Raw genomic sequence first — 24,112 nt, forward strand, 5'->3', positions numbered from 1 at the left:
CCGACTTGGCAGCCGTACCCGCCGCAGGGCCAGCCGCGGGTCTGACCGGCCGCGCCCGACCCCCACGGTTCACTCGAGGGCGCCCGCCTCGAAGGCGCCCGCGGCGGCCGCGAGCGCGGCGGCACGGGCCGCGCTCGCCGGCAGCGCCGGGTCGTCCGGCAGCCCGAGCAGCACCAGCTGGTGGTAGAGCGGCGCGGTCGCGGCCACCAGCAGCCGCCGCGCGTCGGCCCCGGGCGGCGCCTCGCCGCGCTCGACGGCCCGGGCGACGATCACCTCGCAGCGCGCGTACCTGTCGTCCCAGAACCGCCCGAGGGCCGCCGCGGCCGCCGGGGAGCGGAACGAGGCCGCGATCAGCGCCGGCGTGAGCGGCGGGTCCCCCGTCAGCCCCGCCCGCACCTCCTCGTTGAGCGCCGTGAGATCGCCGAGGAGCGAGCCCGTGTCGGGCGGCCGCCAGTCGTCGTCGCGCGCCGCGGCCAGCACATCGGCCAGCAGGCCGCCGACCTCGCGCCACCGCCGGTACACCGTGGTGCGGTGGACGCCGGACCGCTCGGCCACCGCGTCCATCGTGAGCGTGTCGTAGCCACCCTCCACCAGCAGCGCGCGCACCGCGTCCAGCACCTGGGCGCGGACCCGTGCGGCGCGGCCACCCGGGCGGCGGGCGGTGGCCATCGCGCCGGCATTCATGCTCACCCTGACCACCGTCTCGGAACTCGCCGCCGGCCCCTACGGCATCACCGTCGGCCCGGACGGCGCCCTCTGGTTCACCCTGGTCCACGCCGGCGAGATCGGCCGCCTCGCGCCCGACGGCCGGGTCGACCGCTTCCCCGTGGACCCGGCCGGCGGCCCCACCGTCATCACCACCGGGCCGGACGGCGCCCTGTGGTTCACCCTCAACCGTGCCCACGCCATCGGCAGGATCACCGTCACGGGAGAGACGACCACCTACCCCGTCCCGACCCCGGAAGCCGGCCCCTACGGCATCGCGGCCGGTCCCGACGGCGCGCTCTGGTTCACCGAGCTCAACGCCGACCGGATCGGCCGGATCACGGTCGACGGCGCCGTGACCGAGTTCCCACTGCCCGACCGCGCCTGCCGCCCGCACGCCATCGCCGCGGCGGGCGACCGCCTCTGGCTCACCGAGTGGGGCGCCGGCCGGCTCACCGCCATCACGCCGGCCGGCCGCGTCGAGGAGCACCAGCTGCCGGGACCGGCCAACCCCGAGCCGCACGGCCTGACCGTCGGCCGGGACGGCGCGGTGCACACCGCGCTGGAGATCGGGGTGATCGCCCGGTGGGTCGCGCCCTGACATCCTGCCCCCATGGACGAACAGGCCAACGACGACGGGGTGCGGCGCAGCTACGACACCGTGGCCGAGGAATACGCGCGCCGGCTGCACGACGAGTTGGCCGGCAAGCCGCTCGACCGGGCCCTGCTCACCGCGCTCACTGAGGGGCTCGAACCGGGCGCCGCGATCGCCGACCTCGGCTGCGGCCCCGGCCAGGTGGCGGCCTGGCTCGCCGCACGAGGCGCCCGCACGGTCGGCGTCGACCTGTCGAGCCGCATGGTGGCCCTCGGCCGCGAGCGCTACCCCGGGGTCGAGTTCCGGGAGGGCGACCTGCGCGCGCTGCCCGCCGAGGACGGCGAGTTCGGCGCCGCCGTCGCCCTCTACTCGCTCATCCACCTCGCCCCCGCCGACCTGCCGCGCGCCCTCGCGGAGGCCCGACGGGTGCTGCGCCCGGCCGGCCTCCTGCTGCTCGCCTTCCACGTCGGCGACGAGGTCCGGCACCTGGGGGAGTGGTGGGGCCACCCGGTGGACGTGGACTTCCACTTCCTCGACCCATCCCACGTCGCCGGGCTGTTGACGGCGGCCGGCTTCACCGTCGAGGCGCGCCTGGAGCGCGTCCACTACCCGCACGAGGCCGAGACCCGGCGCGCCTACCTGCTCGCCCGCCGCGGGTGACCGCCGCCCCGAACCTGGCGCGCTCGGGCCCGACGCGTGAGGCCCGACACGTCAGGCCCGACACGTCAGGCCCGCACCGTGATCGCGCGGCTGGGCAGCGGGCTGGAGTAGACGACGCTCGTCGTGACGGAGCCGAGCCCGGCGATCCGGCCCACCGTCGCCTCCAGATCGCGCATGTCACGGGCGGCCACCTTGAGCACGAAGCAGTCCTCGCCGGTCACGTGGTGGGCCTCCAGGATCTCGGGCATCACCGCCACCAGGTCGTGGAACGGCTTGTAGTTGGGCGTCGGGTAGCGGAGGCGGACGAACGCGAGGATGCCGTAGCCGAGTCGTTCCGGGTCCACCACGGCCGCGTACCCCCGGATCACGCCGCTCTCCTCGAGGCGCCGCACGCGCTCGGCGACGGCACTGGCCGACATGGAGACGGCGCGGGCCAACTCGGCGTAGCTGGCCCGCCCCTCCCGCTGGAGGGCTTCCAGCACGCGCATGTCGGTCTCGTCGAGGGAATCAGCGGTCATGGACGATTCCTACCACGGCATCCACGGCCGAGCCCGGGGAACGCCATCGATCGCCCGTTCCGTCCCCGGCCCGCCGCCCGTAGCGTTTCCGCCATGACCGACACCCGCTCCGCGAGCCCCGCCCTGCGCACGCCACCGGCGGCGCCCGCCGAGGCCGCCACCTTCTTCGCCGCCCGACTCGCTTGCCAGGCGGACGTCTCCGACGTCCACGCCTCGCTCGTCTCAGGCACCCCCGGCTTCGCCCTGGTCGACTCGCGCGGCGACGCCGGCTGGCGGCAGGGCCATGTGCCGGGCGCCGTCCACCTGCCCACGGCCGACATCCCGAGCCGGGCCGCGGCCCTCCTCGACCCGGAGGTCCCGGTCGTCACCTACTGCTGGGGCCCCGGCTGCGACGGCGCCACCCGCGCGGCGCTCGCCCTCGCCCGACTCGGCTACCGGGTCAAGGAGATGATCGGCGGCATCGAGTACTGGATCCGCGAGGGCTTCCCGGTCGAGACCGCGGCCGGCACCGAGCGGCGCGCGGCCGACCCGCTGACGGTCCCGGTCTCCTCCGTCAGCTGCGACTGCTGACGCCGCGGCCTTCGGCGGCTTCCCGCCACCAGACGAAGACCTCCGTGCTCGGCTGGCGTTCGGAGAATCGCCCCGAGGTGGACGCGTCGCCGAGCAGCCGACGCAGCTCCGCCTCGAAGTCGTCGCGACGCGCGCCGAACAGGTGCGGGGCCGAGAACGACATCGAGAACACGCCGGCGACGACGTCCTCCACCGTGCGCTCCAACGCGCGGCCACCGGGCACCACATGGCGGTCGGGCCCGGCGAACCCGGCCCGACGGAGAACCTCGGCCTCCCCGCCGGGAGTTCCCCGCGGCAGCACCCCGCGCCCGGCCCGCCTGACCGGCCCCAGATACCGCCGCACCAGCTCCTCCACCGCCGGGTAGGGCACGGCCGGGTGGGGGAGACCGCCGACCGACCGGGGCGCCGTCTCCGTCTCCGTCTCCGTCTTGAGGTCCGAGATGTGCACCAGCGCCCCGCCGGGCCGCAGCAGGTCGCGGAGGGTGGCGGCCACCAGCTCCTGATCCATCCAGTGGAACGACTGGGCGAGGGTCGCGACGGTGAACGTCCCGAGCCCCGCCGGCAACTCCTCGGCCCTGGCCCGCACCCACCGCGTCTTCCCCGCCACCCCGGCCCTGGTGGCCTCGCGCTCGGCCTCGGCGACCATCCCGGCGTCCGGATCCACCCCGACGACCTCGGCGAACAGGTCCGCCAACGTGAGGGCGACGACCCCGGGGCCACACCCCACGTCGAGCAGCCGCCCCCGCCGGTCGAGCCCCAGCGCCCCCGCGAGCACGTCCGCCAGCCCCGGCGCGTAGGGCAGCCGCCCCCGCCGGTAGTACGCGGCCGTACCCGCGAACAACGTCTCGTCCCATTCCCACCCGGCCACCATGCCGCCACCGTCCCTCCGTCATCAGGGCCATCGCCCCATCCGGCGGCAGATGATCCCACGTCGCCCCGCCGAGCGTCGGCGGACCGCCGCCGCGCTCCCGTACCCGCCGCCGGTCCCCTCCGGGGGAGGGGAGACCGTACGGTCCTCGACCCCACACGCCAGGGCCAGTTGATGTGCCGTTCGCCTGGACTCCGAGATCGCACGCCGCAGGCGCACGTGGCGGGTGGGGCCCGCCGGTCGCCCGGGATCGCGGCCGCCGCCCGGCGCCCGAAGCCAGCGCACGCGTCCCCGCTTTACCGGTTATTGACGGGCCGTTGGGCCGTTGCCATACTCGCGGTTCAGCAAGGCTCGGCAAGCGCTTTCCCGGCCGGCGCCGCATCTCGCGCCGTCCCGCCAGAAATCGCCGTGGCGCCGCTCGATCTCCCTGGGTCCATGTCACTCCCCGGTCGAGGACAGGCCGGTCGTGAATCGATTCATGTTCGACGAGGTGGCGCGCGGTCCCCAGCCCCCACACGCCCCCACCTTCAGGAGTGAACGATGGGACGCAGAGCCGCAACCCCCATCAGTAAGTCCACGGGCAAGCCCCGCGCGAAGCGCAAGGTCACCCTTCTCCTCTCCGCCGTGGTCGCCCTCGTCACCGCCGGGGCCACCATGAGCGGTCCGGCCGTCGCCGCCGACGACATCGGCGTCGCGGCCTGCGGCGACGGTTCGTACCAGGCGGAGGCCGTGCGCAACGGCAACACCTGGACCGCGCCCGGCTACTCCGGCACCGACATGCTCTCCGCGATGCGCGCGGCCGTGAACAGCCTGACGCCCGGCCGCACCTCCAAGCAGCGTGTGGTGGTGCGCGGTTCTGGCCAGGTACCGGCCAACCAGTCGCTCGACCTGCCCAGTTACACCGTGCTCGACGTCTGCGGCACGATCAACTACACCGGCACCATGGCCGCCAACCAGGCGCCGATCCGCACCCAGAACACCACCGACGTCGAGGTGCAGAACGTCTCCATCACCGGCGCGCCCTACTTCGGCATCTTCGTGCGGAACGGCACCAACATCACCCTCGGCCAGATCAACATGCAGCTCTCCGGGGGTCTCGGCATCCGGATCGACAACCACGCCAACCGCAACGTCCGCACCCGCAACGTGCGGATCGACAACGTCTTCGTCTCCGGCAGCGGCAGCCACGCCGTGGAGACCTACGGCGTGGACGGCATCACCATCGGCACCGTCACGGCCCGCAACGTCGGCGAGTCGGGGCTGCTGCTCAACGACACGATCAACGCCACCATCACCCGGGTCGACGCCGAGAACGCCGGCACCGGCACCGGCTACGCCGCGTTCCGGATGGCCAACCGGAACGGCCGGATCGGCAGCAGCTACCCGGTGAACATCCGGGTCGGCGAGGTGATCGCCAGGGGCGGCGGGCGCGGCGTCTTCTGCGTCTCGGAGAGCGGCGGCGCGCAGATCGACCGGGTCACCATCTCCAACACCGGGAACAACGCCATCCTGATCGAGAACTGCTACGGCGTGAACATCGCCACCCAGGGCGGCACGATCACCGGCGGTGGCGGGGTGCGGATCGCGGCCCGCACCGAGTTCGCGAACACCAGCGACGTCACGCTGCAGAACCTCACGCTCACCAACAACTCGCTCACCGAGAACCCGTGCGGCGTGCGGATCACTTACCGCAACCTCACGCTGAACAACAGCAGCCGCAGCACCTGCAGTTGATTCGCCGGTGATCCCGACGGTGATCCCACCGGCGGTCCCGTCCCGGTGGCGCGGCACGCCGCGCGCCGCCGGGACGGCAAGCGATTTCTGTCAGAACCGTTGACGCCGTCCCTGGGCCGACCTACGTTCGTCGGCGGCACGCGTCATATGGCGTATGCCGTACACCAGATGTCATATACGAGATACGAGACACGAGAAACGACGCGCGTGAACGCTCCGCTGTCCGGCGCCGCGCCGGTGCCTATCCCCTCCCGCACCCAGTTCGTCCTCGAGCACCTGACGCGGGCGATCCTGACCGGTGTGCTCGAACCGGGTTCGCCGCTGGTCGAGAACGAGCTGGCCGCCCGGTTCGGCGTCTCCAAGACGCCGGTCAGGGAGGCGTTGAAGACGCTGGCCGGCCGGGGGCTCGTCGTGATGAGCGAGTACCGCGGCGCCTCGGTGCGGACCGTGGACGCCGCCATGGCCCGCTCGGTCTACGACGTCCGGCTGCTGCTCGAACCCGAGGCGCTGAGCCGCACCGTGAGCTCCGGCGCCGACCTGGCGGCCGCGCACGCCGCGCTGACCCAGGCGGACACCGCGACGGACACCGCGGAGCGCTCCCTGGCCAACCGCGACTTCCACCGGGCGCTCTACCTGCCCTGCGGGAACCCGCTGCTGGCCAGGATGCTCGACGAGCTGCGCGACCAGGCGGCGCTGGTCTCCTCCGTGGCCTGGCAGGCCAGGCCGACCTGGGACCGGGAGGCCGAGGAGCACCGGGCGATCCTGGCGCGGGCCGAGGCCGGCGACGCGCCGGGCGCGGCCGAGCTGCTGCGCGCACACATCCTGGCCTTCGTCCGCCGCGCCTTCCCGGAGGAGGCGTCGGCCATGGACGGCGGGCCGCGAGCACCTGAGCACGACCGACACGCACAGGCACAGGCACAGGCACAGGCACAGGCACAGGCACAGGCAAGGGAACAGGAACAGGAAGAGGCGTGATGAACGACTTCGCGGCGCAGCGAGCCGCACTCGCCGATGTGGTGGCCATCACCGTCAGCCCCTTCGACGCGAACGGCGCGTTCGACGGGGACGTCTACCGGACGCTGGTCCGCCGGCTGCTGGACGGCGGGGTCCGCACCCTCACCGCCAACGGCAACACCAGCGAGTTCTACTCCCTGACCCTGGAGGAGCGGCGCGTCCAGACCGAGCTGACGGTCGCCGAGGCGGGCGACGCGGCGCAGGTCATCGTCGGCGTCGGCCAGGACGCGACGACGGCGGTCGCCGCGGCCCGGCACGCGGCGGAGGCCGGCGCGTCGATGGTGATGGTGCACCAGCCGGTCAACCCGTACGTCTCGCAGGACGGTTGGGTGGAGTACCACCGGCTGATCGCCGAGGCGGTGCCGGAGCTCGGCGTCGTCCCCTACGTGCGGAACCCGGCGATCGAGGGCGCCTCGCTGGCGCGGCTCGCCGAGTCGAGCCCCAACGTGATCGGCGTGAAGTACGCGGTGCCGGACCCGGTGCGGTTCTCGACCTTCGCGCGGGACGCCGGCCTCGACCGCTTCGTCTGGGTGGCCGGGCTCGCCGAGCTGTACGCGCCGGCGTACTTCGCGTGCGGCGCCACGGGCTTCACGTCAGGACTGGTCGGCGTCGCGCCGGCGATCTCGCGGGAGATGCTGGCCGCGCTGCGCGCCGGCGACTACCCGGCGGCGATGCGGGTGTGGGACCGGATCCGCGGCTTCGAGGAGCTGCGGGCGGCGCGCCAGTCGGCGAACAACGTGACGGTCGTCAAGGAGGCGCTGGCCGCGCTCGGCCTGTGCCGGCGCGACGTCCGCCCGCCGAGCGCGGTCCTGCCGGAGCCCTCGCGGGCGGCGGTCGCGGCGATAGTCGAGGGGTGGGAGGTCGCGTGAGCCCCACGACAACCGCGGTGCGGGGGCGGAGCCCTCACGCCCCCGAGCCCCCCGCGGCCGGCCCGGCCGGCCAGGCCGACGCGGAACGCGCCGGACGCCAGGCCGGGGCCGGCTCGGGTCGGCCGTCGGAGACCCTCCGCAGCCACCAGTGGTACGGCACCGACGGGCTGCGGACGTTCAGCCACCGGGCCAGGACCAGGCAGCTCGGCTATCTGCCCGAGGAGCACCTCGGGAAGCCGGTCATCGCGATCCTCAACACCTGGTCGGACATCAACCCCTGCCACCAGCACCTCCGCGAGCGCGCGCAGGCCGTGAAGCGCGGGGTGTGGCAGGCCGGCGGCTATCCGCTGGAGTTCCCGGTGGCGACGCTGTCGGAGACGTTCCAGAAGCCGACGCCGATGCTCTACCGCAACCTCCTCGCCATGGAGACCGAGGAGCTGCTGCGTTCCTACCCGGTCGACGGCGTCGTGCTGATGGGCGGTTGCGACAAGACGACGCCCGCGCTGCTGATGGGCGCGGCAAGCGCCGACCTGCCCACCGTGTTCGTGCCCGCCGGGCCGATGCTGCGCGGCCACTGGCGGCGCGAGACGCTCGGCTCCGGCACGGACATGTGGAAGTACTGGGACGAGAAGCGCGCCGGCCGGATCGGCGACCGGGAGATGGCGGAGCTGGAGAACGGGCTGGCCCGCTCGGCCGGCACCTGCATGACGATGGGCACCGCCTCCACCATGACCTCGGCCGCCGAGGTGCTGGGCGTGACCATGCCGGGCGCGGCGGCCATCCCGGCCGTCGACTCGGGCCACGAACGGATGGCGGCCGCCGCCGGGCTGCGCGTGGTGAAGCTGGTCGAGGAGGGCGCCACGCTCTCCCGCTTCCTCACCCGCGAGGCGTACGAGGACGCCATCGCCACCGTGCTGGCCCTCGGCGGCTCGACCAACGCCGTGATCCACCTGGTCGCGATGGCCGGCCGCTCCCAGGTGCCGCTCGACCTCGACGACTTCGACCGCATCGCGCGGACCGTGCCGGTGCTTGCCGACGTCCGCCCGGGCGGCCGGTTCCTGATGGAGGACTTCTACTACGCGGGCGGGCTGCCCGGGCTGCTCGCCAGGCTCGGCGAGGCCGGGGTGCTGCACCTGGACCGGCCCACCATCGCGCACGCCTCGATGCGCGAGCAGCTGGCGGACGCGCTGGTCCACGACGACGAGGTGATCCGCACCGTCGACAACCCCCTCGCCGAGCAGGGCGGCCTGGCCGTGCTGCGCGGCAACCTCGCCCCCGACGGCGCCGTGATCAAGCACATCTCCGCCGAGCCGGACCTGCACCGACACACCGGCCCCGCCGTCGTGTTCGACGACTACCGCACGATGCAGCGCACCATCAACGACCCCGAGCTGAACATCACCAGGGACCACGTGCTGGTGCTGCGCGGCTCGGGCCCGCTCGGCGGCCCCGGCATGCCGGAGTACGGCATGCTGCCGATCCCCGACTACCTGCTGAAGGAGGGCGTCACCGACATGGTGCGGCTCTCCGACGCCCGGATGAGCGGCACCAGTTACGGCGCGTGCGTGCTGCACATCGCGCCCGAGTCGCACGTCGGCGGCCCGCTCGCCCTGGTGGAGAACGGCGACCTGATCACGCTCGACGTCGAGGCCCGGGTGCTGCGCCTGGAGGTCGACGACGAGGAGCTGGCCCGCCGCCGCGCGGCCTGGACCGCGCCGCCCGAGCGGTACGGGCGCGGCTACGGCGCGCTCTACCAGGAGCACATCACCCAGGCCGACACCGGCTGCGACTTCGCGTTCCTGTCCCGACCCGGGGAGGTGCCGGAGCCCTACGCCGGCTGAACGGCCGGGCGGCCGATCGGCCGGGAAGGCCACGACAGCTTGAAGGCTTCGAGAGGTAACGATGGCAATCGCGCACCAAGAACGGCCGGCAAGGCCCAAGCGCCGCCGCCGAGCCGGAAGCACGTCACGCTATCTGCCCTACCTGCTGATCGCCCCCGCCGGGCTGCTGATGCTGGGCTTCATCGCCTACCCGATGCTCAGCGTCCTCTACTACAGCCTGCGGGACTACAACGTCACCAAGCCCTGGCGGAACGGGTTCGCCGGCCTCGACAACTTCCGGGAGATCCTCACCGACGACCCGTTCTTCTGGGACACCCTGGCGTTCAGCGCCCGCTGGGTGCTCGTCGAGGTCGGCCTCCAACTCGCCTTCGGCCTGGTCCTGGCGCTGCTGATCAACCAGACCTTCGTCGGGCGCGGCCTGGCCCGCGCCCTGGTCTTCTCGCCGTGGGCCGTGTCCGGTGTGCTGACCAGCACCATCTGGCTGCTGCTCTACAACTCGTCCACCGGCGTCAGCCGCTACCTGGCCGACGCCGGCATCGGCGAGTACGGCACCTCGGTCATCTCCAACCCCGACACGGTCTTCTGGGGCGCGGTGGTCGCCGAACTCTGGCGCGGCGTCCCGTTCTTCGCGATCCTCATCCTGGCCGACCTGCAGTCCGTCTCCAAGGACCTGTACGAGGCGGCCGGCGTCGACGGCGCCGGCCGGCTGCGCCGCTTCTGGCACATCACGCTGCCGCACCTCCGGGACGCCATCGTCCTCTCCACCCTGCTCCGCGCGGTCTGGGAGTTCAACAACGTCGACCTGCTCTACACCCTCACCGGCGGCGGCCCGGCCGGTGGGACCACCACCCTGCCGCTGTACGTCGCCCAGACCGGCATCGACGGCAACGAGTTCGGCTACGCCGCCGCGCTGACCACGGTCGCCTTCGTGATCCTGGTGTTCTGCTCGATCCTCTACCTGCGCCTGAGCAAGTTCGGAGGTGACGACAGGTGACCACCGTCAGCCTCGGTCACGACACCGCGCCGGCGACCGAGGAGCCGCCGCCCGGGCCGCCCGCCGGCCGGGCCCGCCGCCGGCGCCGCCGCCCGAACGACGAGCCGCCGCGCTGGCAGGTCCTCCTGCCGCTCGGCCTCTACCTGCTCTTCACCCTGATCCCCTTCTACTGGATGCTGCTGTTCGCGCTGCGCGAGCCGGGCTCCGACTCGCTGCTGCCCTGGCCCGTCACCGGCCAGCACTTCGAGAAGGTGTGGAACGAGCGCGGCTTCGACACCTACGTCGTCAACAGCGTCCAGGTCGGAATCGCCACCATGCTGATGACGATGCTGGTGGCGCTCTCCGGCGGCTACGCCCTCGCCCGGTTCAGGTTCCGGCTGCGGATGCCGTTCCTGCTCGCCCTGCTCTGCTCCCAGTTCATCCCCGGCGCGCTGATGCTGGTGCCGCTCTTCGAGGTGTTCCGCGAGCTCCAACTGCTCAACTCGCTGTGGAGCGTGATCCTCGCCGAGACCGTCTTCCAACTGCCGCTCTCGATGATCCTGATCAGCGGCTTCATCAGGAACGTGCCGCCCTCGCTTGAGGAGGCCGCCTGGGTGGACGGCTGCTCCCGGCTGCGCGGCTTCCTCGCCATCGTGCTGCCGCTGCTGCGGCCGGGTCTGGTGGCGGTCGGCTCCTTCGCCTTCGTGCACAGCTGGAACCACTTCCTGTTCGCCCTGATGTTCCTCAACTCCAACGACAAGCAGACCATCCCGGTCGGCCTCAACACCCTGATCGGCTCCGACAGCGTCGACCTCGGCGCGCTCGCCGCCGGCGGGGTGGTGGCGGCCGTGCCCGTCGTCATCGTCTTCGCCTTCATCCAGCGCTGGCTGATCACCGGCTTCAGCGCCGGGGCGGTGAAGGGGTGACCTGCCACGAGACACCAGAAAGAGAGTTCGCACCGCACGATGAACGACAGCATCCTGACCGAAGGGGCGGCCGAACCGTTGCCCGTGGTGCTCGCCGGCGCCCGGGGCCACGGAAGGTGGCACCTGCGTAACATCGGCCGGCTCGCCGAGCGCGGCGTGGTGCGGCTCGCCGGGATCTGCGAGCTCGCGCCGCTGGAGCCCGCCGAGTTCGACGCGCCGGGGCTCGACCCGGCGGGCGTCGAACAGTCCCCCGACCTGGCGGGGCTCCTCGACCGCACCGGCGCCCTGATCGCCGTGGTCTGCACCCCGATCCACACCCACGAGCAGCTCGGCCTGCTGGCCGCCGGGCACGGCGTCCACCTGCTGCTCGAGAAGCCGCCCACCCCCTCGATGGCGGCCTTCGAACAGCTGGCGGCCGGCGTCGCCACGGCCGGCACCGCCTGCCAGATCGGCTTCCAGTCGCTCGGCTCGCACGCCGTCGAGGCCATCCGCCGCCTCGTCGCGGACGGCGCCATCGGCGCGGTCACCGGCATCGGCGCCGCCGGCGCCTGGGTCCGCGACGAGGCGTACTGGCGGCGCGCCCCCTGGGGCGGGCACCGCGTCCTCGACGGCCGGGAGGTGGTGGACGGCGTGCTCACCAACCCCCTCGCCCACGCCACCGCCACCGCGCTGCGGATCGAGGGCGCCGACCGGGTCGAGGACGTCGCCGGCGTCGACCTGGAGCTGTACCGGATCAACGACATCGCCGCCGACGACACCTCCTGCGCCCGGATCCGCACCGCCTCGGGCGGGACGATCCTCACCGCCGTCACGCTGTGCGCGGAGCGCCCCGGCGAGCCGTACGTGGTGGTGCACGGCGAGCACGGCCGGATCACCTTCTGGTACAAGGCCGACGAGGTGCTGCTCGAACGCGACGGGCACGAGCCGGTGACCAGCCGGCACGGCCGCACCGACCTGCTGGAGAACCTGGTCGCCCATCTACGGGACGACGAGCCGCTGTTGGTGCCGCTGGAGCGCACCGGCGCCTTCACCAGGCTGGTGGAGGCGGTGCGCACCGCCCCCGAGCCGGTCGAGCTGCCGGCCGACGCCTGGCGCGTCGAGGAGGGCGAGCGCGGCCCGCGCCGCGTCATCCCCGGCGTCGACGAGCTGACGGCGCGCGGCGCCGCCGAACTGGCCGGCTACGCCGAACTCGGCGCCCCGTGGGCCGGCAAGGTCCTGGGGAGTGGCGCGTGACCGAGCCCCACGACGGCACCTACCGCAACCCGGTGCTGGCGGCCGACTGGTCCGACCCGGACGTCATCCGGGTCGGCGACGACTTCTACCTGACCGCCTCCAGCTTCAGCCGGGTGCCGGGGCTGCCGCTGCTGCACTCCCGCGACCTGGTCAACTGGCGGTTCGTCGGCCACGCGCTGCACCGCCTCGAACCGGCCGACGAGTTCACCGTGCCCCGCCCCGGCGACGGCGTCTGGGCGCCGGCGCTGCGGCACCACGCCGGCCGGTTCTGGATCTTCTGGGGCGACCCGGACTTCGGGATCCAGCAGGTCAACGCGCCCGCCATCACCGGCCCCTGGACCGAGCCGCACCTGGTCAAGGCCGGCAAGGGGCTGATCGACCCCTGCCCGCTGTGGGACGAGGACGGCACCGCCTACCTGGTGCACGGCTGGGCCAGATCGCGCTCCGGGGTCAAGAACCGGCTCACCTGCCACCGGATGAGCCCGGACGGCACGGCGGTGCTCGACGAGGGCCGGGTCGTCGTGGACGGGGACACGCTGCCGGGCTGGTTCACCCTGGAAGGGCCCAAGTTCCACCGCCGGGACGGCTGGTACTGGATCTTCGCCCCGGCCGGCTCGGTGGAGACCGGCTGGCAGGGCGCGTTCCGCTCCCGCTCGGTCTTCGGCCCCTACGAGGAGCGGATGGTGCTCGCCCAGGGCGACACCGACGTCAACGGCCCGCACCAGGGTGCCTGGGTGACCACGGCCGCCGGCTCCGACTGGTTCCTGCACTTCCAGCAGCGCGGCGCCTTCGGCCGGGTGGCGCACCTGCAACCCATGCGCTGGGACGCGGACGGCTGGCCGGTGCTCGGCGACGCCGGCCGGCCGGTGGCCGGCGGGCCGCTCCCCGTCGACGGCCAGCCAGCCGCCAGGCCGGCCACCGACGACGACTTCCCCGACGGCGGCCACGGACTCCAGTGGTCCTGGCTGGCCAACCCGCGCCCCGGCTGGACATGCCCCGGCCCTGCCGAGGGCCTGCGGCTCGCCTGCCTGCCCACCGCGGACGTGCGTGACCTGCGGCTGCTGCCCCACGTGCTGGCCCAGCGGCTGCCGGTCGGCCCCCGCCGGGTCACCGTCGAACTGGCCCTGGACGCCACGGCGCCCGGCGCCAGGGCCGGGCTCACGGTCCTCGGGAACGTGTACTCCTGGATCGGCCTGGAGCGCGACCCCGACGGCGCCACCCACCTCGTCCACCGCTTCAACGAACCCGTCGCCCAGCCGGAGAGGGACGCCGCCCCGCCCCGCCCCGCGCCCGACGGCCGGGCGCTGCTGGTGATCGACATCACCGCCGACGGCCGCTGCCGGTTCGCCGCCGCGGTCGGCGACGAGACCGAACCCGCCGGCTCGGGCTTCGACTTCGCGGCCGCCGGCTGGGGCTGGACCGGCGCCCAACTCGGCCTGTTCGCCGCCGCCCCCGACGGCGTCGGCGAGGCCGCCGGCACCGCCACCTTCACCACGTTCCGCGTCACCTGATCACCCATGACCGATCGACCGCGTCTGAAGGAAGGACGGCGTACCGCCCGTGCCCCAGGGGGCGCGGGGAAGCGCTCGTGTGCGGCTCCGCCGCGTGGGCGCGACCAGCGACGACGGACCCGCGGACGATCGACGGGCCCATCGCGGCACTTCCTGCGGAGCAACTCGCACATCAGAGCGAACCCCCACCTTCCTCAACCCCAGGGAGCCGCACGATGAGCACACACCTGACCCGCGGCGCGGCCGCCGCCCTCACCGCGCTCGCGCTGGCCGCCACCGCCACCGCCTGCGGCGACTCGGGCGACTCGGCGGGCGCGGACGGCGACGGCACCGGCCGGATCGTGTTCTGGGACAACAACGGCGGTGTCCGCACCGACGTGTGGAACGAGATCATCGACGCCTTCGAGGCGGCCAACCCGGACATCGAGGTCGAGTACGTGGGCGTGCCGATCGGCGAGGTGCAGTCCAAGTACGACGCCGCGATCCAGGGCGGCGACGGGCTGCCCGACGTGGGCGGCGTCTCCACCGCCTACCTCGCCAACCTCGTCGCCCAGGAGGCCCTGGAACCGCTGGGCGACCGGGTCACGGAGAGCGGCCTGGCGGACGGCCTGCTGCCGGCGATGGTGGAGAGCGTCCGCGCCACCACCGGCGAGGGCGACGAGATGTACTCGGTGCCCACCTCGGCCAACCAGGGCGTCCTCTGGTACCGCACCGACCTGTTCGAGGCGGCCGGCCTCGAACCGCCCGCCACCTGGGACGCGTTCTTCACCGCGGCGGACGAGCTGACCGACGCCGGTAACAACGAGTTCGGCTTCACCATCCGCGGCGGTGAGGGCTCCGTCGCCCAGGCGCTGGACATGATGTACGCCCAGTCCGGCATCGACTCGTTCTGGGACGGCGACGAGACCACCGTCAACGACCCGGCGAACGTCGAGGCGTTGGAGCGCTACGTCGGGCTCTACGACACGGCCACCCCCGAGGCCGACCTGAGCAACGACTTCACCAACATGGTCGCCACCTTCACCGGCGGCACGGTCGGCATGCTCCAGCACAACCTCGGCTCCTACCCCGACCACGTCGCCGCCTTCGGCGCGGACGGCGTGGCCGGCGTCCCGATGCCGGCGGACGACGCGAACGGCGCGCACACCTTCGTCTCCAACCCGGTCGACGGCCTCGGCGTCTTCCGGTCGAGCGAGAACAAGGAGGCGGCCTGGCGGTTCGTCGAGTTCGCCGTCTCCCACGAGATGAACAGCCTCTGGAACGAGTCCGCGGGCCAGATCCCCGCCAACACCGAGGCGCTGGCCGATCCGTGGATCGCCGCCGCCCCGCCGACCGCCGCCGCCGTCGAGGCGCTGAGCGACGAGGCCACCACCATCGTCCAGCTGCCCTACTACCTGCCGGACTGGAACAACATCAGCAAGGCCGACACCGAGCCCAACTTCCAGCGGCTGCTGCTCGGCGAGATCACCGCCCAGGAGTTCGCCGACGACCTGGCCGAGCGGCTGAACGAGGCCCAGGCCGAATGGCTCGAGTACCGCGGCTGACCCGACCCGTCCCCTCTCCTCTCTCCTCCCCTGGAGCCGCCATGTTCGTCAGACGCCTCGCCGTGCTCGGTTGCGCGGCCCTCGGCCTCGGCCTGCTGCCACCCGCCGCCGCCTCCACCACGTCCGCCGCCCCGCCCGACCCGGCGCGCGCCGTGCTCCGGGCCGGCGACGGCTGGGGCTCGGCCGAGGGCCCGGTCACCGGAGGCTCGGCGGCGGACGCCGAGCACGACTACACCGTCACCACCAGGGAGGAACTGGCCGCCGCCCTGGCCGACGATCCCGGCGCGCCGCGGATCATCCGGGTCCGCGGCACCATCGACGCCAACACCGACGCCGACAAGCTCGCGCTGAGCTGCGAGGACTACGCCACCGACGGCTACACCCTGGACGGCTACCTGGCCGCCTACGACCCCGAGACCTGGGGCGACGCCGACCCGTCGGGGCCGATGGAGGAGGCCCGCGTCGCCTCCGAACTCCGCCAGCGGGAGCGGGTGGTGCTCTCGGTGCCCTCCGACACCACCATCGTCGGCGAGGGCCGCGGCGCCCGGCTGCTCGGTGCCACGCTCGACGTCCGGCGCCGGGAGAACGTCATCGTCCGCGAGCTGACCTTCGAGGACACCTTCGACTGCTTCCCGCAGTGGGACCCGACCGACGGCGAGTTCGGCGCCTGGAACTCCGAGTACGACAGCCTGGTGCTCTACGGCTCGCGCCGGGTCTGGGTGGACCACAACACGTTCACCGACGGCCGCCGCCCCGACGCCGAGCAACCCGAGTACTTCGGCCGGCTCTTCCAGCAGCACGACGGCCAACTGGACGTGGTGCGCGGCACCGACCTCGTCACCATCAGCTGGAACGTGTTCACCGAGCACGACAAGACCATGCTGATCGGCAACGGGGACGGCGCGGGCGCCGACGACCGCGGCCGACTGCGGGTGACGCTGCACCACAACCTGTTCCACAACGTCAACTCCCGCACGCCGCGCGTCAGGTTCGGTCAGGTCGACGCCTACAACAACCACTTCAGGCAGGACCCTGGCGCGGCCTACAGCTACCACTGGGGGATCGGCCTCGAGTCGGCGCTGGTCGCCGAGTACAACGCGGTGACGCTGCCCGCCGGCACCGCGCCGGCCGAGGTCATCCACCGCTGGAACCCGAACACCTCGATGACCGAGCACGGCAACCGGGTCAACGGCCGCCCCGTCGACCTGCTGGCCGCGCACAACGCCGCCAACCCGGACGCCCGGATCGGCTCCGGCGCCGGCTGGACGCCGACGCTGCGGGCCCGCGTCGACCACCCGCTGGTGGTCCCGGCGCTGCTGGCCGTCTGGGCCGGGGCCTGACAGCCGTCTCCGGGCCCCGGGGCCCGGGAACGAGGCGTGCCGGCCGCGCCGTTGCACCGTCGACGGCTCGGCCGGCACGCCGCGCACGCCGCGCACGCACGAAGGAGTAGGGAACATGACGACGGAGACCAGCGCCCCGGTGGTCCAGGGCACGGTGGCCCAGGGATACGAGCCGGTGCGCGAGGAGTTCGCGGCGCTGCTCGCCGGGGAGCCGGGGCTCGCCGCCCAGGTCGCCGCCCACGTGGACGGCCGGCGGGTGGTCGACCTGTGGGGCGGGCCCGGCATGGCGGGGGACTCGCTGCTCGGCGTGTTCTCCTCGACCAAGGGGGCCGCGTTCCTGGTGGTCGCCCTGCTGGCCCAGGAGGGCGCGCTCGACCTCGACCGCGAGGTCGCGGCGTACTGGCCGGAGTTCGCGGCCGCCGGCAAGGCCGGCGTCACCGTGCGGGAGCTGCTCGGCCACCGGGCCGGGCTGGTCGGCGTCGACGGCGGCTTCTCGCCGGCCGAGCTGGCCGACGACGCCGCGATCGCGGAGCGGCTCGCCGCGCAGCGGCCCTACTGGCGGCCGGGCACCGCCTTCGGCTACCACTCTCTGACCATCGGCGCGCTCGCCGCCGAACTGGTGCGGCGCGTCTCGGGCGCCACCCTGCGGGACGTCTTCCGCGCCCGCTTCGCCGTCGACTTCCACCTCGGCGTGCCGGCGAGCGAACTGCCGCGGGTGCTGGACGTGTTGCCGCCGCGGCCGCCGGCCGTCGAGCCGGCATCGGTCGAGCCCGACAGCCTGGCCGGCATCGCCTACAACCTCCAGCACCCGGCGTACGTCGACCTGGTGGCGCTGCCCAACCTGCCGGAGATCAGGGCCGGCGGCCCCGCCTCGGTCGGCGGCATCGGCTCGGCCTGCGGCCTCGCCGCGCTCTACGCGGCCGCGCTGACCCTGCTGACGCCCGACACCCAGGCCGAGTGCGCCCAGCCCTACTCGACCGGCCGGGACCTGGTGCTCGGCACGGAACGCGCCTACGGCCTCGGCTTCATGGTCGCCACGCCCCACCTCGGCGCTCGCGCCTTCGGCCACGACGGTGCAGGCGGCTCCCTGGCCTTCGCCGACCCCGCCGCCGGCCTCGCCTTCGGCTACACCCGCCGCCGCGTTCCCACCCCCCGCGGCACGGGCTCCGACACCGAACCCCTGGTCACGACCGCCCGCACCTGCGCGAAGCGGCTGCGGCGGTGACCCGCCGCCTCGCCCGGCGGGCGGCTCGCGCCCGCGCCCGCGGACGGCCCCGCTGCCTCGGCCGGCTGACTGCCGCACGGCGCAGCCGTGGGCCCGGGCCGCCCGCGTACGTGCGGCGTTGCTGTGCGGTTCGGTGAACGAGTCGCGTCCGTCGGGTCGTTGGCCGGGTGGTCGCTTGGGAGCCCGCGCGGCCGGGCCGCGTACCGCTGATTGGCGGGCGCCGGTGGCGCCGCGGCGCGCGGGGGGCGTCACCTCGGTGAACGAGCCTCGCGCGTCGGGGCGTTGGTGCGGCCGATGCCGGTCGGTTCACCGCGGGCGGCCGCGCCCCTCGACACGCCTGCGGCGGGGCCGCGCTGGCCGCAGCGCGAGGCTCGCGCAGTCGCGGACGCCGAGAAGGCCGGAACGGCGGGCCGGCCGCCGGCCCGACCGGCACCGGCATGAGGCCGGCGTAGCCGGGCCGTCGTTCCACCGTGCGGCGCGGCGACTGGCACCCCGACACCGGCCGGGCGGATCTCCGCGCCCCGGCCCGTGCCGCCCGCGGCGGAGCCGCGCGCTCCGGCCGCGCCGGTTTGCCGTGCCGCGGACCCGCGGTGGACCGGCCCCCGGCGGCAGTCGGCGTCGCTTCGTGGGACACGGCCGGCGCGGAGCCGCCCGGCTCAGTGGGGCCAGATGGGCGGTTCGGTGACGAAGTGGCCGCCGAGGCGGGCCTGTTCGGGCCTCGTGAGGTCGAGGTCGCCGTGTTCGGCGAGCAGCTTGTCGGCGAACGGTTCCGAGTCGTCCTGGGGCCGGTAGCCGATGGCCTCGGCGGTCGAGAGGTCCCAGACGGAGCGGGTGTTGGCGGAGGAGCCGTAGACGACGGTGTGGCCCACGCCCGGCGCGCTGAGTGCCGCGTCGAAGAGGCGGGCGCCGTCGGAGGGGCTGAGCCAGACCGAGAGCATCCGCACCGAGGTGGGCTCGGGGAAGCAGGAGCCGATGCGGACCGAGACGGTCTCGATGCGGTGCTTGTCCCAGTAGAGCTGGGCCAGGTCCTCGCCGAAGCACTTGGAGAGGCCGTAGAAGGTGTCGGGCCGGCTCGGGGTGTCGACCGGGACGGGCGGTTCGCCGGGGGCGGGCCAGGGGGTGAAGCCCACGGCGTGGTTGCTGGAGGCGAACACCACGCGCCGCACGCCCTCCTCGCGGGCCGCCTCGTAGAGGTGGTACGTGCCCTCGATGTTGGCCCGTAGGATCTTCTCGAACGTGGACTCCAGGGAGATGCCCGCGAGATGGAGCACCGCGTCCACGCCGCGCACCGCGTCCCGCAGCGCCTGACGGTCCCCCAGGTCGGCGACGATCGCGTCGGGCTCGCCGGGCACCGGCACCAGGTCGAGGCAGCGCAGTCGGTAACCGAACTGCGGCAGCAGCTCACGCATCAGCGTGCCGACGCCCCCCGCGGCGCCGGTGAGGAGAACGGTGCGTTCAGCGTGCTGAGCCGCGGCCATCTTCAGCTCCGTCCCGTCTGTATCGTTCATATATGGAAACAACCTAGGGCGTGGCTCCCCCCTCGTCAACGACACCTTGACCGCCGAATTGTCGCTCATCTAGCGTGTTCGTTCAGGAATGTGGACACCTGTCACGGACGTGCACAGGGTGGAACCCTCACAGGGAGAAGCGCATGACGGAAGCCGGGTTGGCCGGGCGACTCGAAGGACTGCTCTTCTTTCCCGTGACGCCCTTCGACGCCACCGGCGCCCTCAACCTCGACGCCTACCGCGCGCATCTGCGGGCCGGCCTCGACGCGGGCGCCGGCGCCGTGTTCGCCGCCTGCGGCACCGGCGAGTTCCACGCCCTGACGCCCGACGAGTACCAGCGCTGCGTGGCCACCGCCGCCGAGGAGGCCGCCGGCCGGGTGCCGGTGGTCGCGGGCGTCGGGCACGGCACCGCCGTCGCCGCCGACCTCGCCCGCCGGGCCGAAGTGGCCGGCGCCGACGGGCTGCTCGTGCTGCCGCCCTACCTGGTGCGCGCCGGCCAGCGCGGCCTGCTGCGCCACTACGCCGAGCTGGCCGCCGCGACCCGGCTGCAACTCATCGTCTACCAGCGGGACAACGCCGTCCTCACCCCCGAGTCCGTCGCCCAACTCGCCGGCGACCCGCGGATCATCGGCCTCAAGGACGGCCTCGGCGACCTCGACCTGCTGCAGCGGGTGATCTCCGCCGTGCGCACCGCCCACCCGGAACGCCCGGGGTTCCGCTACTTCAACGGGCTGCCCACCGCCGAACTCACCGGCCCCGCCTACCGGGGGCTCGGCGTCACGCTCTACTCCTCGGCCGCTTTCTGCTTCGTCCCCGAGATCGCCCTCGCCTTCCACGCCGCCCTCGGCCGGGACGACCACGACACCGTCGGCCGGCTGCTCGACGGCTTCTACCGGCCGTTGGTCGAACTGCGCGACCGGGGCGCCGGCTACGCGATCTCCCTCGTCAAGGCCGGGGTCCGGATCCGCGGCCTGGACGTCGGCGAGGTCCGCGCCCCGCTGGCCGAGCCGGAGCCGGCGCACCTCGCCGAGCTCGCCACCCTGATCGAGAGCGGCCTCGGCCTGCTGGACGGAGTGACCGCCTGATGCGCGCAGCCGCCTTCCTCTACCCCTGGGACGTGGTGGGCGACCCCGCCGCCGCCGACCGGGTCGCCGAGCTCGGCGTGGCCTCCGTCACCCTCGCCTCGGCCTACCACTCCACCCGGGCCCTGACCCCGCGCCACCCCGCGCACCGGATCGTCACCGCCCGGCACTCCGCCGTCTACTACCCGCCAGACGAGGCCCGCTGGGCCGGCCGCCGGCTGCGGCCGTACCGCCAGGACTGGGTGCCGGGCGACGACCCCTACGGCGCGGCCGCCGAGCGGCTCGCCGCCGCCGGCCTGGAGACGCACAGCTGGGTGATCCTCGCCCACAACGGCCGGCTCGGCGCCGAGCACCCCGAGTCCACCGTGGTCGACGCGCACGGCGACCGCTACCCGTGGGCGCCCTGCGTGGCCCGCCCCGAGGTGCGGGAGTACGCGGCGGCGCTGGCCGTCGAGGCCGCCGTCCGGCCGGGGGCGGCCGGCGTCGAGCTGGAGTCCTGCGGCTGGTACGGCCTCGACCACCTGCACGCCCACGACAAGATCGGCGGCGCCTCGCTCGGCCCGGTCGGCGGCCAGCTGATGTCGCTCTGCTTCTGCCCGGTCTGCCGCGCCGGCTACGCCGAGCACGGCGCCGACCCCGAGGAGCTGCGCGCGGCCGTCGTGCGGGCGCTCGCCCCGTTCTGGACGGGCGTGGGCCGCCCCGCTGCCCCGGCCGCCGGCGGCGAGTGGGCGGCCGTCGTCGAACTGCTCGGCGGCGCCCTCGCCGCCGCGGCCGCCAGCTCGCGCGCCGCCGTCGCCCGCTCCTTCCAGCGGGAGACGGTCGCCGCCGTCCGGGCCGCGGCGCCCGCCGGCTTCCGGGTGCTGCTGCACGCCGAGCCGCTCCCGCACCGGCTCGGCGCCAACGTGGGCGTCGACCCGGCCGACGTCCTCGCGCACGCCGACGGCGTGGTGGTGCCCTGCACCGGCGACGACGCCGTCCGGGCCGCCGGGCTCGGGCCCTTCGTCCCGCATCGCGGTCCTGGCACTACGCTCGCCGCGAACTTCCAGGTGGTCGCCGGCATGGGCGGCCGGCCCCGCGAGCTGGCCACCGACGCCGCGCACGCCGCGGCGCTCGGCGCCACCGAGCTGCGGCTCTACCACGCGGGCCTGGCCAGCGACGACGACCTGACGGCGGTCCGGGAGGCGCTGGCGAAGCCCTGAAACGGACGGGGACCGACCGAGGGCGCGCAGGCGGCGATTCGGTAACGGTGCGGCATCGTGTTACACGTTGAAAACCCACCAACCCCACTGAGCAGGCACAATCCCTCAGTCCCCTCCCGTCAGTCGTCAAGGATTCAACGATGTCGTCACCGGCGCTCTCCCGCCTGGACTCCTACTTCCAGATAACCGAGCGGGGCTCCACCGTGGGTCGGGAGATACGCGGCGGTTTCGCCACGTTCTTCACCATGGCCTACATACTGGTGTTGAACCCGATCATCCTGAGTGGCGCCACCGACATCAACGGCGACCAGCTCTCCTTCCCGCAGCTGGTGACCGTCACGGCGCTGGTCGCGGCCGTGATGACCGTGCTGATGGGCGTCACCGCCAACCTGCCGCTGGCGCTCGCCGCCGGCCTCGGCATCAACGCCATGGTGGCCTTCCAGATCGCGCCCCGGATGACCTGGCCGGAGGCGATGGGCCTGGTGGTGCTGGAGGGCATCATCCTGTGCGCGCTCTCCGCCACGGGCCTCCGGGAGTCCGTGATGAACGCGATCCCGATGGCGCTCAAGCAGGCCATCGGCGTCGGCATCGGCCTCTTCATCGCCCTGATCGGCTTCGTGGACGCCGGCTTCGTCGCCGGCCACGAGGGCGCCCCGCCGCTCTCCCTCGGCGGCACGGGCGAGCTGCGGGGCTGGCCGGCCCTCGTCTTCTGCGTCGGCGTGCTGCTGACGTTCGCGCTGCTGGCCCGCAAGGTCAAGGGCGCCATCCTGATCAGCATCCTGGCCACCACCGTGCTGGCCATGGTCATCAACGCGATCGCCGACATCGACGACGCGGCCTGGGGCCTGTCGGTGCCCACGGTGCCGGACGAGATCGTGGCCAGCCCCGACTTCGGCCTGCTCGGCCAGTTCAGCCTGTTCGGCGCGTTCGGCGAGATCACCTTCCTCACCGTGGTGCTGCTGATCTTCACCCTCTTCCTCACCGACTTCTTCGACACCATGGGCACCGCCGTCGCCGTCAGCGGCGAGGCCGGGCTGCTCGACGAGCGCGGCCGGGTGCCGCGGCTCGGCCGGATGCTGTTCGTCGACGGCCTCGCGGCCGCGGCCGGCGGCGCCGCCTCGGCGTCCTCCAACACCTCGTACATCGAGTCGGCCGCCGGCGTCGGCGAGGGCGCCCGCACCGGCTTCGCCAACCTCGTCACCGGCGGCCTCTTCGCGCTCGCCCTGTTCTTCTCGCCGCTGGCCGCCGTCGTCCCCTCGCAGGCCGCGGCCCCCGCCCTCGTGGTGGTCGGCTTCCTGATGATGGTCCAGGTCGGCGCGATCGACTGGAGCGACCACACGCTGGCCGTCCCGGCCTTCGTGACCATCGTCGTGATGCCGTTCACCTACTCCATCACCAACGGCATCGGCGCCGGCTTCATCGCCTACGTCCTGATGAAGGTCGTGGGCGGCCGGGCCCGCGAGGTCAACTGGCTGCTGTGGATCACCGCGGCGCTCTTCGCCGTCTACTTCGCCATCGACCCGATCCGCCAGGCGCTCGGTGTCGACTGACGACGGCGAGCCGGCGTGACCTTCGGATGATCCGTTCGTTGGGCTGCGTGGACCACGAACGCCACTCAGTGAGGGGAGGCCCGAATACCATGACGGTTATGACCGAAAGCGTTGAGGACCTGGAGCGTATCCTGACTCAGCTGCCGATCCCGGAGGGCTTCGTCGCCGAGATCGAAGACGGACGGATCATCTTGTCGCCGCAGCGCGAGCAGCACAATCGCATCAGCCGTATGGTGGTGCGAGCCTTTGTCGAGCGATACGGCTGGGATCGGCCGGCGCTGGAGGACGTCCGGCTCAACTTCCCGGGCAAGGAAATCGGCTACGCGCCAGATGTGGCGATTCCGAAGCAGGAGGCCAGGCGGGCGGAGAACGACAAGTTCGATGCCGAGGACCTGGACTTCATCGCCGAGGTCGTGTCGCCGGACAGCCGCACCGCCGACTACGGGGTCAAGTCCGACGCGTATGCGGCCGAGGGTATTCCCGCCTATCTGATCGTCGATGACGCCAAGGGCTTGTGTGAACTGCGAGAAAACCCCCGCGAGGGCCGCTACTTCTTCACACGCCAGTTCAAGTTCGGGGACATGATCAGCATCGTGGCTGGTGACACGGCCTTCGACATCGACACATCCACGTTCGAGCGTCCCTGA

The 24,112-nt window shown here is 73.4% G+C and carries 22 protein-coding genes; 18 read left to right on the forward strand and 4 right to left on the reverse strand.

Going from position 1 to position 24,112, the window contains the following annotated elements:
* Nucleotides 1-69: 69 nt before the first annotated feature.
* On the reverse strand, nucleotides 70-684 hold the full coding sequence (locus tag ACYVPE_RS24315; protein WP_461035861.1) for a TetR/AcrR family transcriptional regulator: 615 nt from the start codon (nucleotides 682-684) through the stop codon (nucleotides 70-72).
* Between ACYVPE_RS24315 and ACYVPE_RS24320 the strand changes: the two genes are divergently transcribed.
* Together ACYVPE_RS24320 and ACYVPE_RS24325 are read left to right on the forward strand one after the other, a co-directional pair.
* Nucleotides 683-1,306, forward strand: coding sequence for a Vgb family protein (locus ACYVPE_RS24320; RefSeq protein ID WP_461035822.1), 624 nt, complete (start codon nucleotides 683-685; stop codon nucleotides 1,304-1,306). The two genes, ACYVPE_RS24315 and ACYVPE_RS24320, sit on opposite strands and share 2 nt — an antisense overlap.
* A 12-nt stretch (nucleotides 1,307-1,318) precedes the next feature.
* Nucleotides 1,319-1,960: a class I SAM-dependent methyltransferase gene (locus tag ACYVPE_RS24325; protein ID WP_461035823.1), complete on the forward strand. Its 642-nt coding sequence runs from the start codon at nucleotides 1,319-1,321 to the stop codon at nucleotides 1,958-1,960.
* Between the two features lie 65 nt (nucleotides 1,961-2,025).
* On the opposite strand, the gene ACYVPE_RS24330 is transcribed toward ACYVPE_RS24325, so the two are convergent.
* Nucleotides 2,026-2,478 (reverse strand): Lrp/AsnC family transcriptional regulator, encoded by a 453-nt coding sequence (locus tag ACYVPE_RS24330; RefSeq protein ID WP_461035824.1) that lies wholly within the window; start codon nucleotides 2,476-2,478, stop codon nucleotides 2,026-2,028.
* A 93-nt stretch (nucleotides 2,479-2,571) separates the two neighbouring features.
* On the opposite strand from ACYVPE_RS24330, the gene ACYVPE_RS24335 reads away from it, so the two are divergent.
* Nucleotides 2,572-3,048: a rhodanese-like domain-containing protein gene (locus tag ACYVPE_RS24335; RefSeq protein ID WP_461035825.1), complete on the forward strand. Its 477-nt coding sequence runs from the start codon at nucleotides 2,572-2,574 to the stop codon at nucleotides 3,046-3,048.
* Here the strand turns inward: ACYVPE_RS24335 and ACYVPE_RS24340 are convergent.
* Complete coding sequence (locus ACYVPE_RS24340; protein ID WP_461035826.1) at nucleotides 3,032-3,919, reverse strand: class I SAM-dependent methyltransferase; 888 nt, start codon at nucleotides 3,917-3,919, stop codon at nucleotides 3,032-3,034. The genes ACYVPE_RS24335 and ACYVPE_RS24340 overlap by 17 nt on opposite strands.
* A gap of 537 nt (nucleotides 3,920-4,456) precedes the next feature.
* Here ACYVPE_RS24340 and ACYVPE_RS24345 point away from each other — a divergent pair.
* The 11 genes from ACYVPE_RS24345 to ACYVPE_RS24395 all read left to right on the forward strand — a co-directional run bounded on the left by ACYVPE_RS24345 (nucleotide 4,457) and on the right by ACYVPE_RS24395 (nucleotide 18,126).
* Nucleotides 4,457-5,650, forward strand: a complete 1,194-nt coding sequence (locus ACYVPE_RS24345; RefSeq protein ID WP_461035827.1) for a right-handed parallel beta-helix repeat-containing protein — start codon at nucleotides 4,457-4,459, stop codon at nucleotides 5,648-5,650.
* 168 nt (nucleotides 5,651-5,818) lie between these two features.
* Nucleotides 5,819-6,625 carry a GntR family transcriptional regulator gene (locus ACYVPE_RS24350; protein WP_461035828.1) on the forward strand — a complete coding sequence of 269 codons (807 nt, stop codon included), beginning with the start codon at nucleotides 5,819-5,821 and terminating at the stop codon, nucleotides 6,623-6,625.
* A complete protein-coding gene (locus ACYVPE_RS24355) occupies nucleotides 6,625-7,533 on the forward strand; it encodes a dihydrodipicolinate synthase family protein (protein ID WP_461035829.1) in 909 nt (302 codons plus the stop codon). Before ACYVPE_RS24350 ends, ACYVPE_RS24355 begins: the two co-directional genes overlap by 1 nt.
* The gene (gene araD, locus ACYVPE_RS24360) at nucleotides 7,530-9,374 is read left to right on the forward strand and encodes an L-arabinonate dehydratase (RefSeq protein WP_461035830.1); all 1,845 of its coding nucleotides are present in this window, start codon (nucleotides 7,530-7,532) and stop codon (nucleotides 9,372-9,374) included. The genes ACYVPE_RS24355 and araD overlap by 4 nt, the downstream gene beginning before the upstream one ends.
* Before the next feature lie 61 nt (nucleotides 9,375-9,435).
* Nucleotides 9,436-10,368: a carbohydrate ABC transporter permease gene (locus tag ACYVPE_RS24365; RefSeq protein WP_461035831.1), complete on the forward strand. Its 933-nt coding sequence runs from the start codon at nucleotides 9,436-9,438 to the stop codon at nucleotides 10,366-10,368.
* Nucleotides 10,365-11,273 (forward strand): carbohydrate ABC transporter permease, encoded by a 909-nt coding sequence (locus ACYVPE_RS24370; RefSeq protein WP_461035832.1) that lies wholly within the window; start codon nucleotides 10,365-10,367, stop codon nucleotides 11,271-11,273. Before ACYVPE_RS24365 ends, ACYVPE_RS24370 begins: the two co-directional genes overlap by 4 nt.
* Before the next feature lie 39 nt (nucleotides 11,274-11,312).
* Nucleotides 11,313-12,506, forward strand: a complete 1,194-nt coding sequence (locus ACYVPE_RS24375; protein WP_461035833.1) for a Gfo/Idh/MocA family protein — start codon at nucleotides 11,313-11,315, stop codon at nucleotides 12,504-12,506.
* On the forward strand, nucleotides 12,503-14,017 hold the full coding sequence (locus tag ACYVPE_RS24380; RefSeq protein WP_461035834.1) for a glycoside hydrolase family 43 protein: 1,515 nt from the start codon (nucleotides 12,503-12,505) through the stop codon (nucleotides 14,015-14,017). The genes ACYVPE_RS24375 and ACYVPE_RS24380 overlap by 4 nt, the downstream gene beginning before the upstream one ends.
* Nucleotides 14,018-14,232: 215 nt before the next feature.
* A complete protein-coding gene (locus ACYVPE_RS24385; RefSeq protein ID WP_461035835.1) occupies nucleotides 14,233-15,561 on the forward strand; it encodes an ABC transporter substrate-binding protein in 1,329 nt (442 codons plus the stop codon).
* A 41-nt stretch (nucleotides 15,562-15,602) separates the two neighbouring features.
* A complete protein-coding gene (locus ACYVPE_RS24390; protein WP_461035836.1) occupies nucleotides 15,603-16,901 on the forward strand; it encodes a pectate lyase family protein in 1,299 nt (432 codons plus the stop codon).
* A gap of 115 nt (nucleotides 16,902-17,016) precedes the next feature.
* Nucleotides 17,017-18,126, forward strand: a complete 1,110-nt coding sequence (locus tag ACYVPE_RS24395) for a serine hydrolase domain-containing protein (RefSeq protein WP_461035837.1) — start codon at nucleotides 17,017-17,019, stop codon at nucleotides 18,124-18,126.
* Between the two features lie 656 nt (nucleotides 18,127-18,782).
* Here the strand turns inward: ACYVPE_RS24395 and ACYVPE_RS24400 are convergent.
* Nucleotides 18,783-19,634 carry an NAD-dependent epimerase/dehydratase family protein gene (locus ACYVPE_RS24400; protein WP_461035838.1) on the reverse strand — a complete coding sequence of 284 codons (852 nt, stop codon included), beginning with the start codon at nucleotides 19,632-19,634 and terminating at the stop codon, nucleotides 18,783-18,785.
* A gap of 143 nt (nucleotides 19,635-19,777) precedes the next feature.
* Between ACYVPE_RS24400 and ACYVPE_RS24405 the strand changes: the two genes are divergently transcribed.
* The 4 genes from ACYVPE_RS24405 (at nucleotide 19,778) to ACYVPE_RS24420 (ending at nucleotide 24,112) form a co-directional block, all read left to right on the forward strand.
* Nucleotides 19,778-20,719 (forward strand): 5-dehydro-4-deoxyglucarate dehydratase, encoded by a 942-nt coding sequence (locus ACYVPE_RS24405; protein ID WP_461035839.1) that lies wholly within the window; start codon nucleotides 19,778-19,780, stop codon nucleotides 20,717-20,719.
* Nucleotides 20,719-21,915, forward strand: a complete 1,197-nt coding sequence (locus tag ACYVPE_RS24410; protein ID WP_461035840.1) for a hypothetical protein — start codon at nucleotides 20,719-20,721, stop codon at nucleotides 21,913-21,915. The genes ACYVPE_RS24405 and ACYVPE_RS24410 overlap by 1 nt, the downstream gene beginning before the upstream one ends.
* Before the next feature lie 140 nt (nucleotides 21,916-22,055).
* Complete coding sequence (locus ACYVPE_RS24415; protein ID WP_461035841.1) at nucleotides 22,056-23,465, forward strand: NCS2 family permease; 1,410 nt, start codon at nucleotides 22,056-22,058, stop codon at nucleotides 23,463-23,465.
* 98 nt (nucleotides 23,466-23,563) lie between these two features.
* Nucleotides 23,564-24,112: a Uma2 family endonuclease gene (locus ACYVPE_RS24420; RefSeq protein WP_461035842.1), complete on the forward strand. Its 549-nt coding sequence runs from the start codon at nucleotides 23,564-23,566 to the stop codon at nucleotides 24,110-24,112.

The organism is Streptomyces mayteni (assembly GCF_054783955.1).

Bases quoted from the DNA above. Each gene is read 5' to 3' on its own strand.
- ACYVPE_RS24320 (WP_461035822.1), top strand. From the start codon at position 683: ATGCTCACCCTGACCACCGTCTCGGAACTCGCCGCCGGCCCCTACGGC.
- ACYVPE_RS24315 (WP_461035861.1), bottom strand. From the start codon at position 684: ATGAATGCCGGCGCGATGGCCACCGCCCGCCGCCCGGGTGGCCGCGCC.
- ACYVPE_RS24325 (WP_461035823.1), top strand. From the start codon at position 1,319: ATGGACGAACAGGCCAACGACGACGGGGTGCGGCGCAGCTACGACACC.
- ACYVPE_RS24330 (WP_461035824.1), bottom strand. From the start codon at position 2,478: ATGACCGCTGATTCCCTCGACGAGACCGACATGCGCGTGCTGGAAGCC.
- ACYVPE_RS24335 (WP_461035825.1), top strand. From the start codon at position 2,572: ATGACCGACACCCGCTCCGCGAGCCCCGCCCTGCGCACGCCACCGGCG.
- ACYVPE_RS24340 (WP_461035826.1), bottom strand. From the start codon at position 3,919: ATGGTGGCCGGGTGGGAATGGGACGAGACGTTGTTCGCGGGTACGGCC.
- ACYVPE_RS24345 (WP_461035827.1), top strand. From the start codon at position 4,457: ATGGGACGCAGAGCCGCAACCCCCATCAGTAAGTCCACGGGCAAGCCC.
- ACYVPE_RS24350 (WP_461035828.1), top strand. From the start codon at position 5,819: ATGTCATATACGAGATACGAGACACGAGAAACGACGCGCGTGAACGCT.
- ACYVPE_RS24355 (WP_461035829.1), top strand. From the start codon at position 6,625: ATGAACGACTTCGCGGCGCAGCGAGCCGCACTCGCCGATGTGGTGGCC.
- ACYVPE_RS24365 (WP_461035831.1), top strand. From the start codon at position 9,436: ATGGCAATCGCGCACCAAGAACGGCCGGCAAGGCCCAAGCGCCGCCGC.
- ACYVPE_RS24375 (WP_461035833.1), top strand. From the start codon at position 11,313: ATGAACGACAGCATCCTGACCGAAGGGGCGGCCGAACCGTTGCCCGTG.
- ACYVPE_RS24385 (WP_461035835.1), top strand. From the start codon at position 14,233: ATGAGCACACACCTGACCCGCGGCGCGGCCGCCGCCCTCACCGCGCTC.
- ACYVPE_RS24390 (WP_461035836.1), top strand. From the start codon at position 15,603: ATGTTCGTCAGACGCCTCGCCGTGCTCGGTTGCGCGGCCCTCGGCCTC.
- ACYVPE_RS24395 (WP_461035837.1), top strand. From the start codon at position 17,017: ATGACGACGGAGACCAGCGCCCCGGTGGTCCAGGGCACGGTGGCCCAG.
- ACYVPE_RS24400 (WP_461035838.1), bottom strand. From the start codon at position 19,634: ATGAACGATACAGACGGGACGGAGCTGAAGATGGCCGCGGCTCAGCAC.
- ACYVPE_RS24405 (WP_461035839.1), top strand. From the start codon at position 19,778: ATGACGGAAGCCGGGTTGGCCGGGCGACTCGAAGGACTGCTCTTCTTT.
- ACYVPE_RS24410 (WP_461035840.1), top strand. From the start codon at position 20,719: ATGCGCGCAGCCGCCTTCCTCTACCCCTGGGACGTGGTGGGCGACCCC.
- ACYVPE_RS24415 (WP_461035841.1), top strand. From the start codon at position 22,056: ATGTCGTCACCGGCGCTCTCCCGCCTGGACTCCTACTTCCAGATAACC.
- ACYVPE_RS24420 (WP_461035842.1), top strand. From the start codon at position 23,564: ATGACCGAAAGCGTTGAGGACCTGGAGCGTATCCTGACTCAGCTGCCG.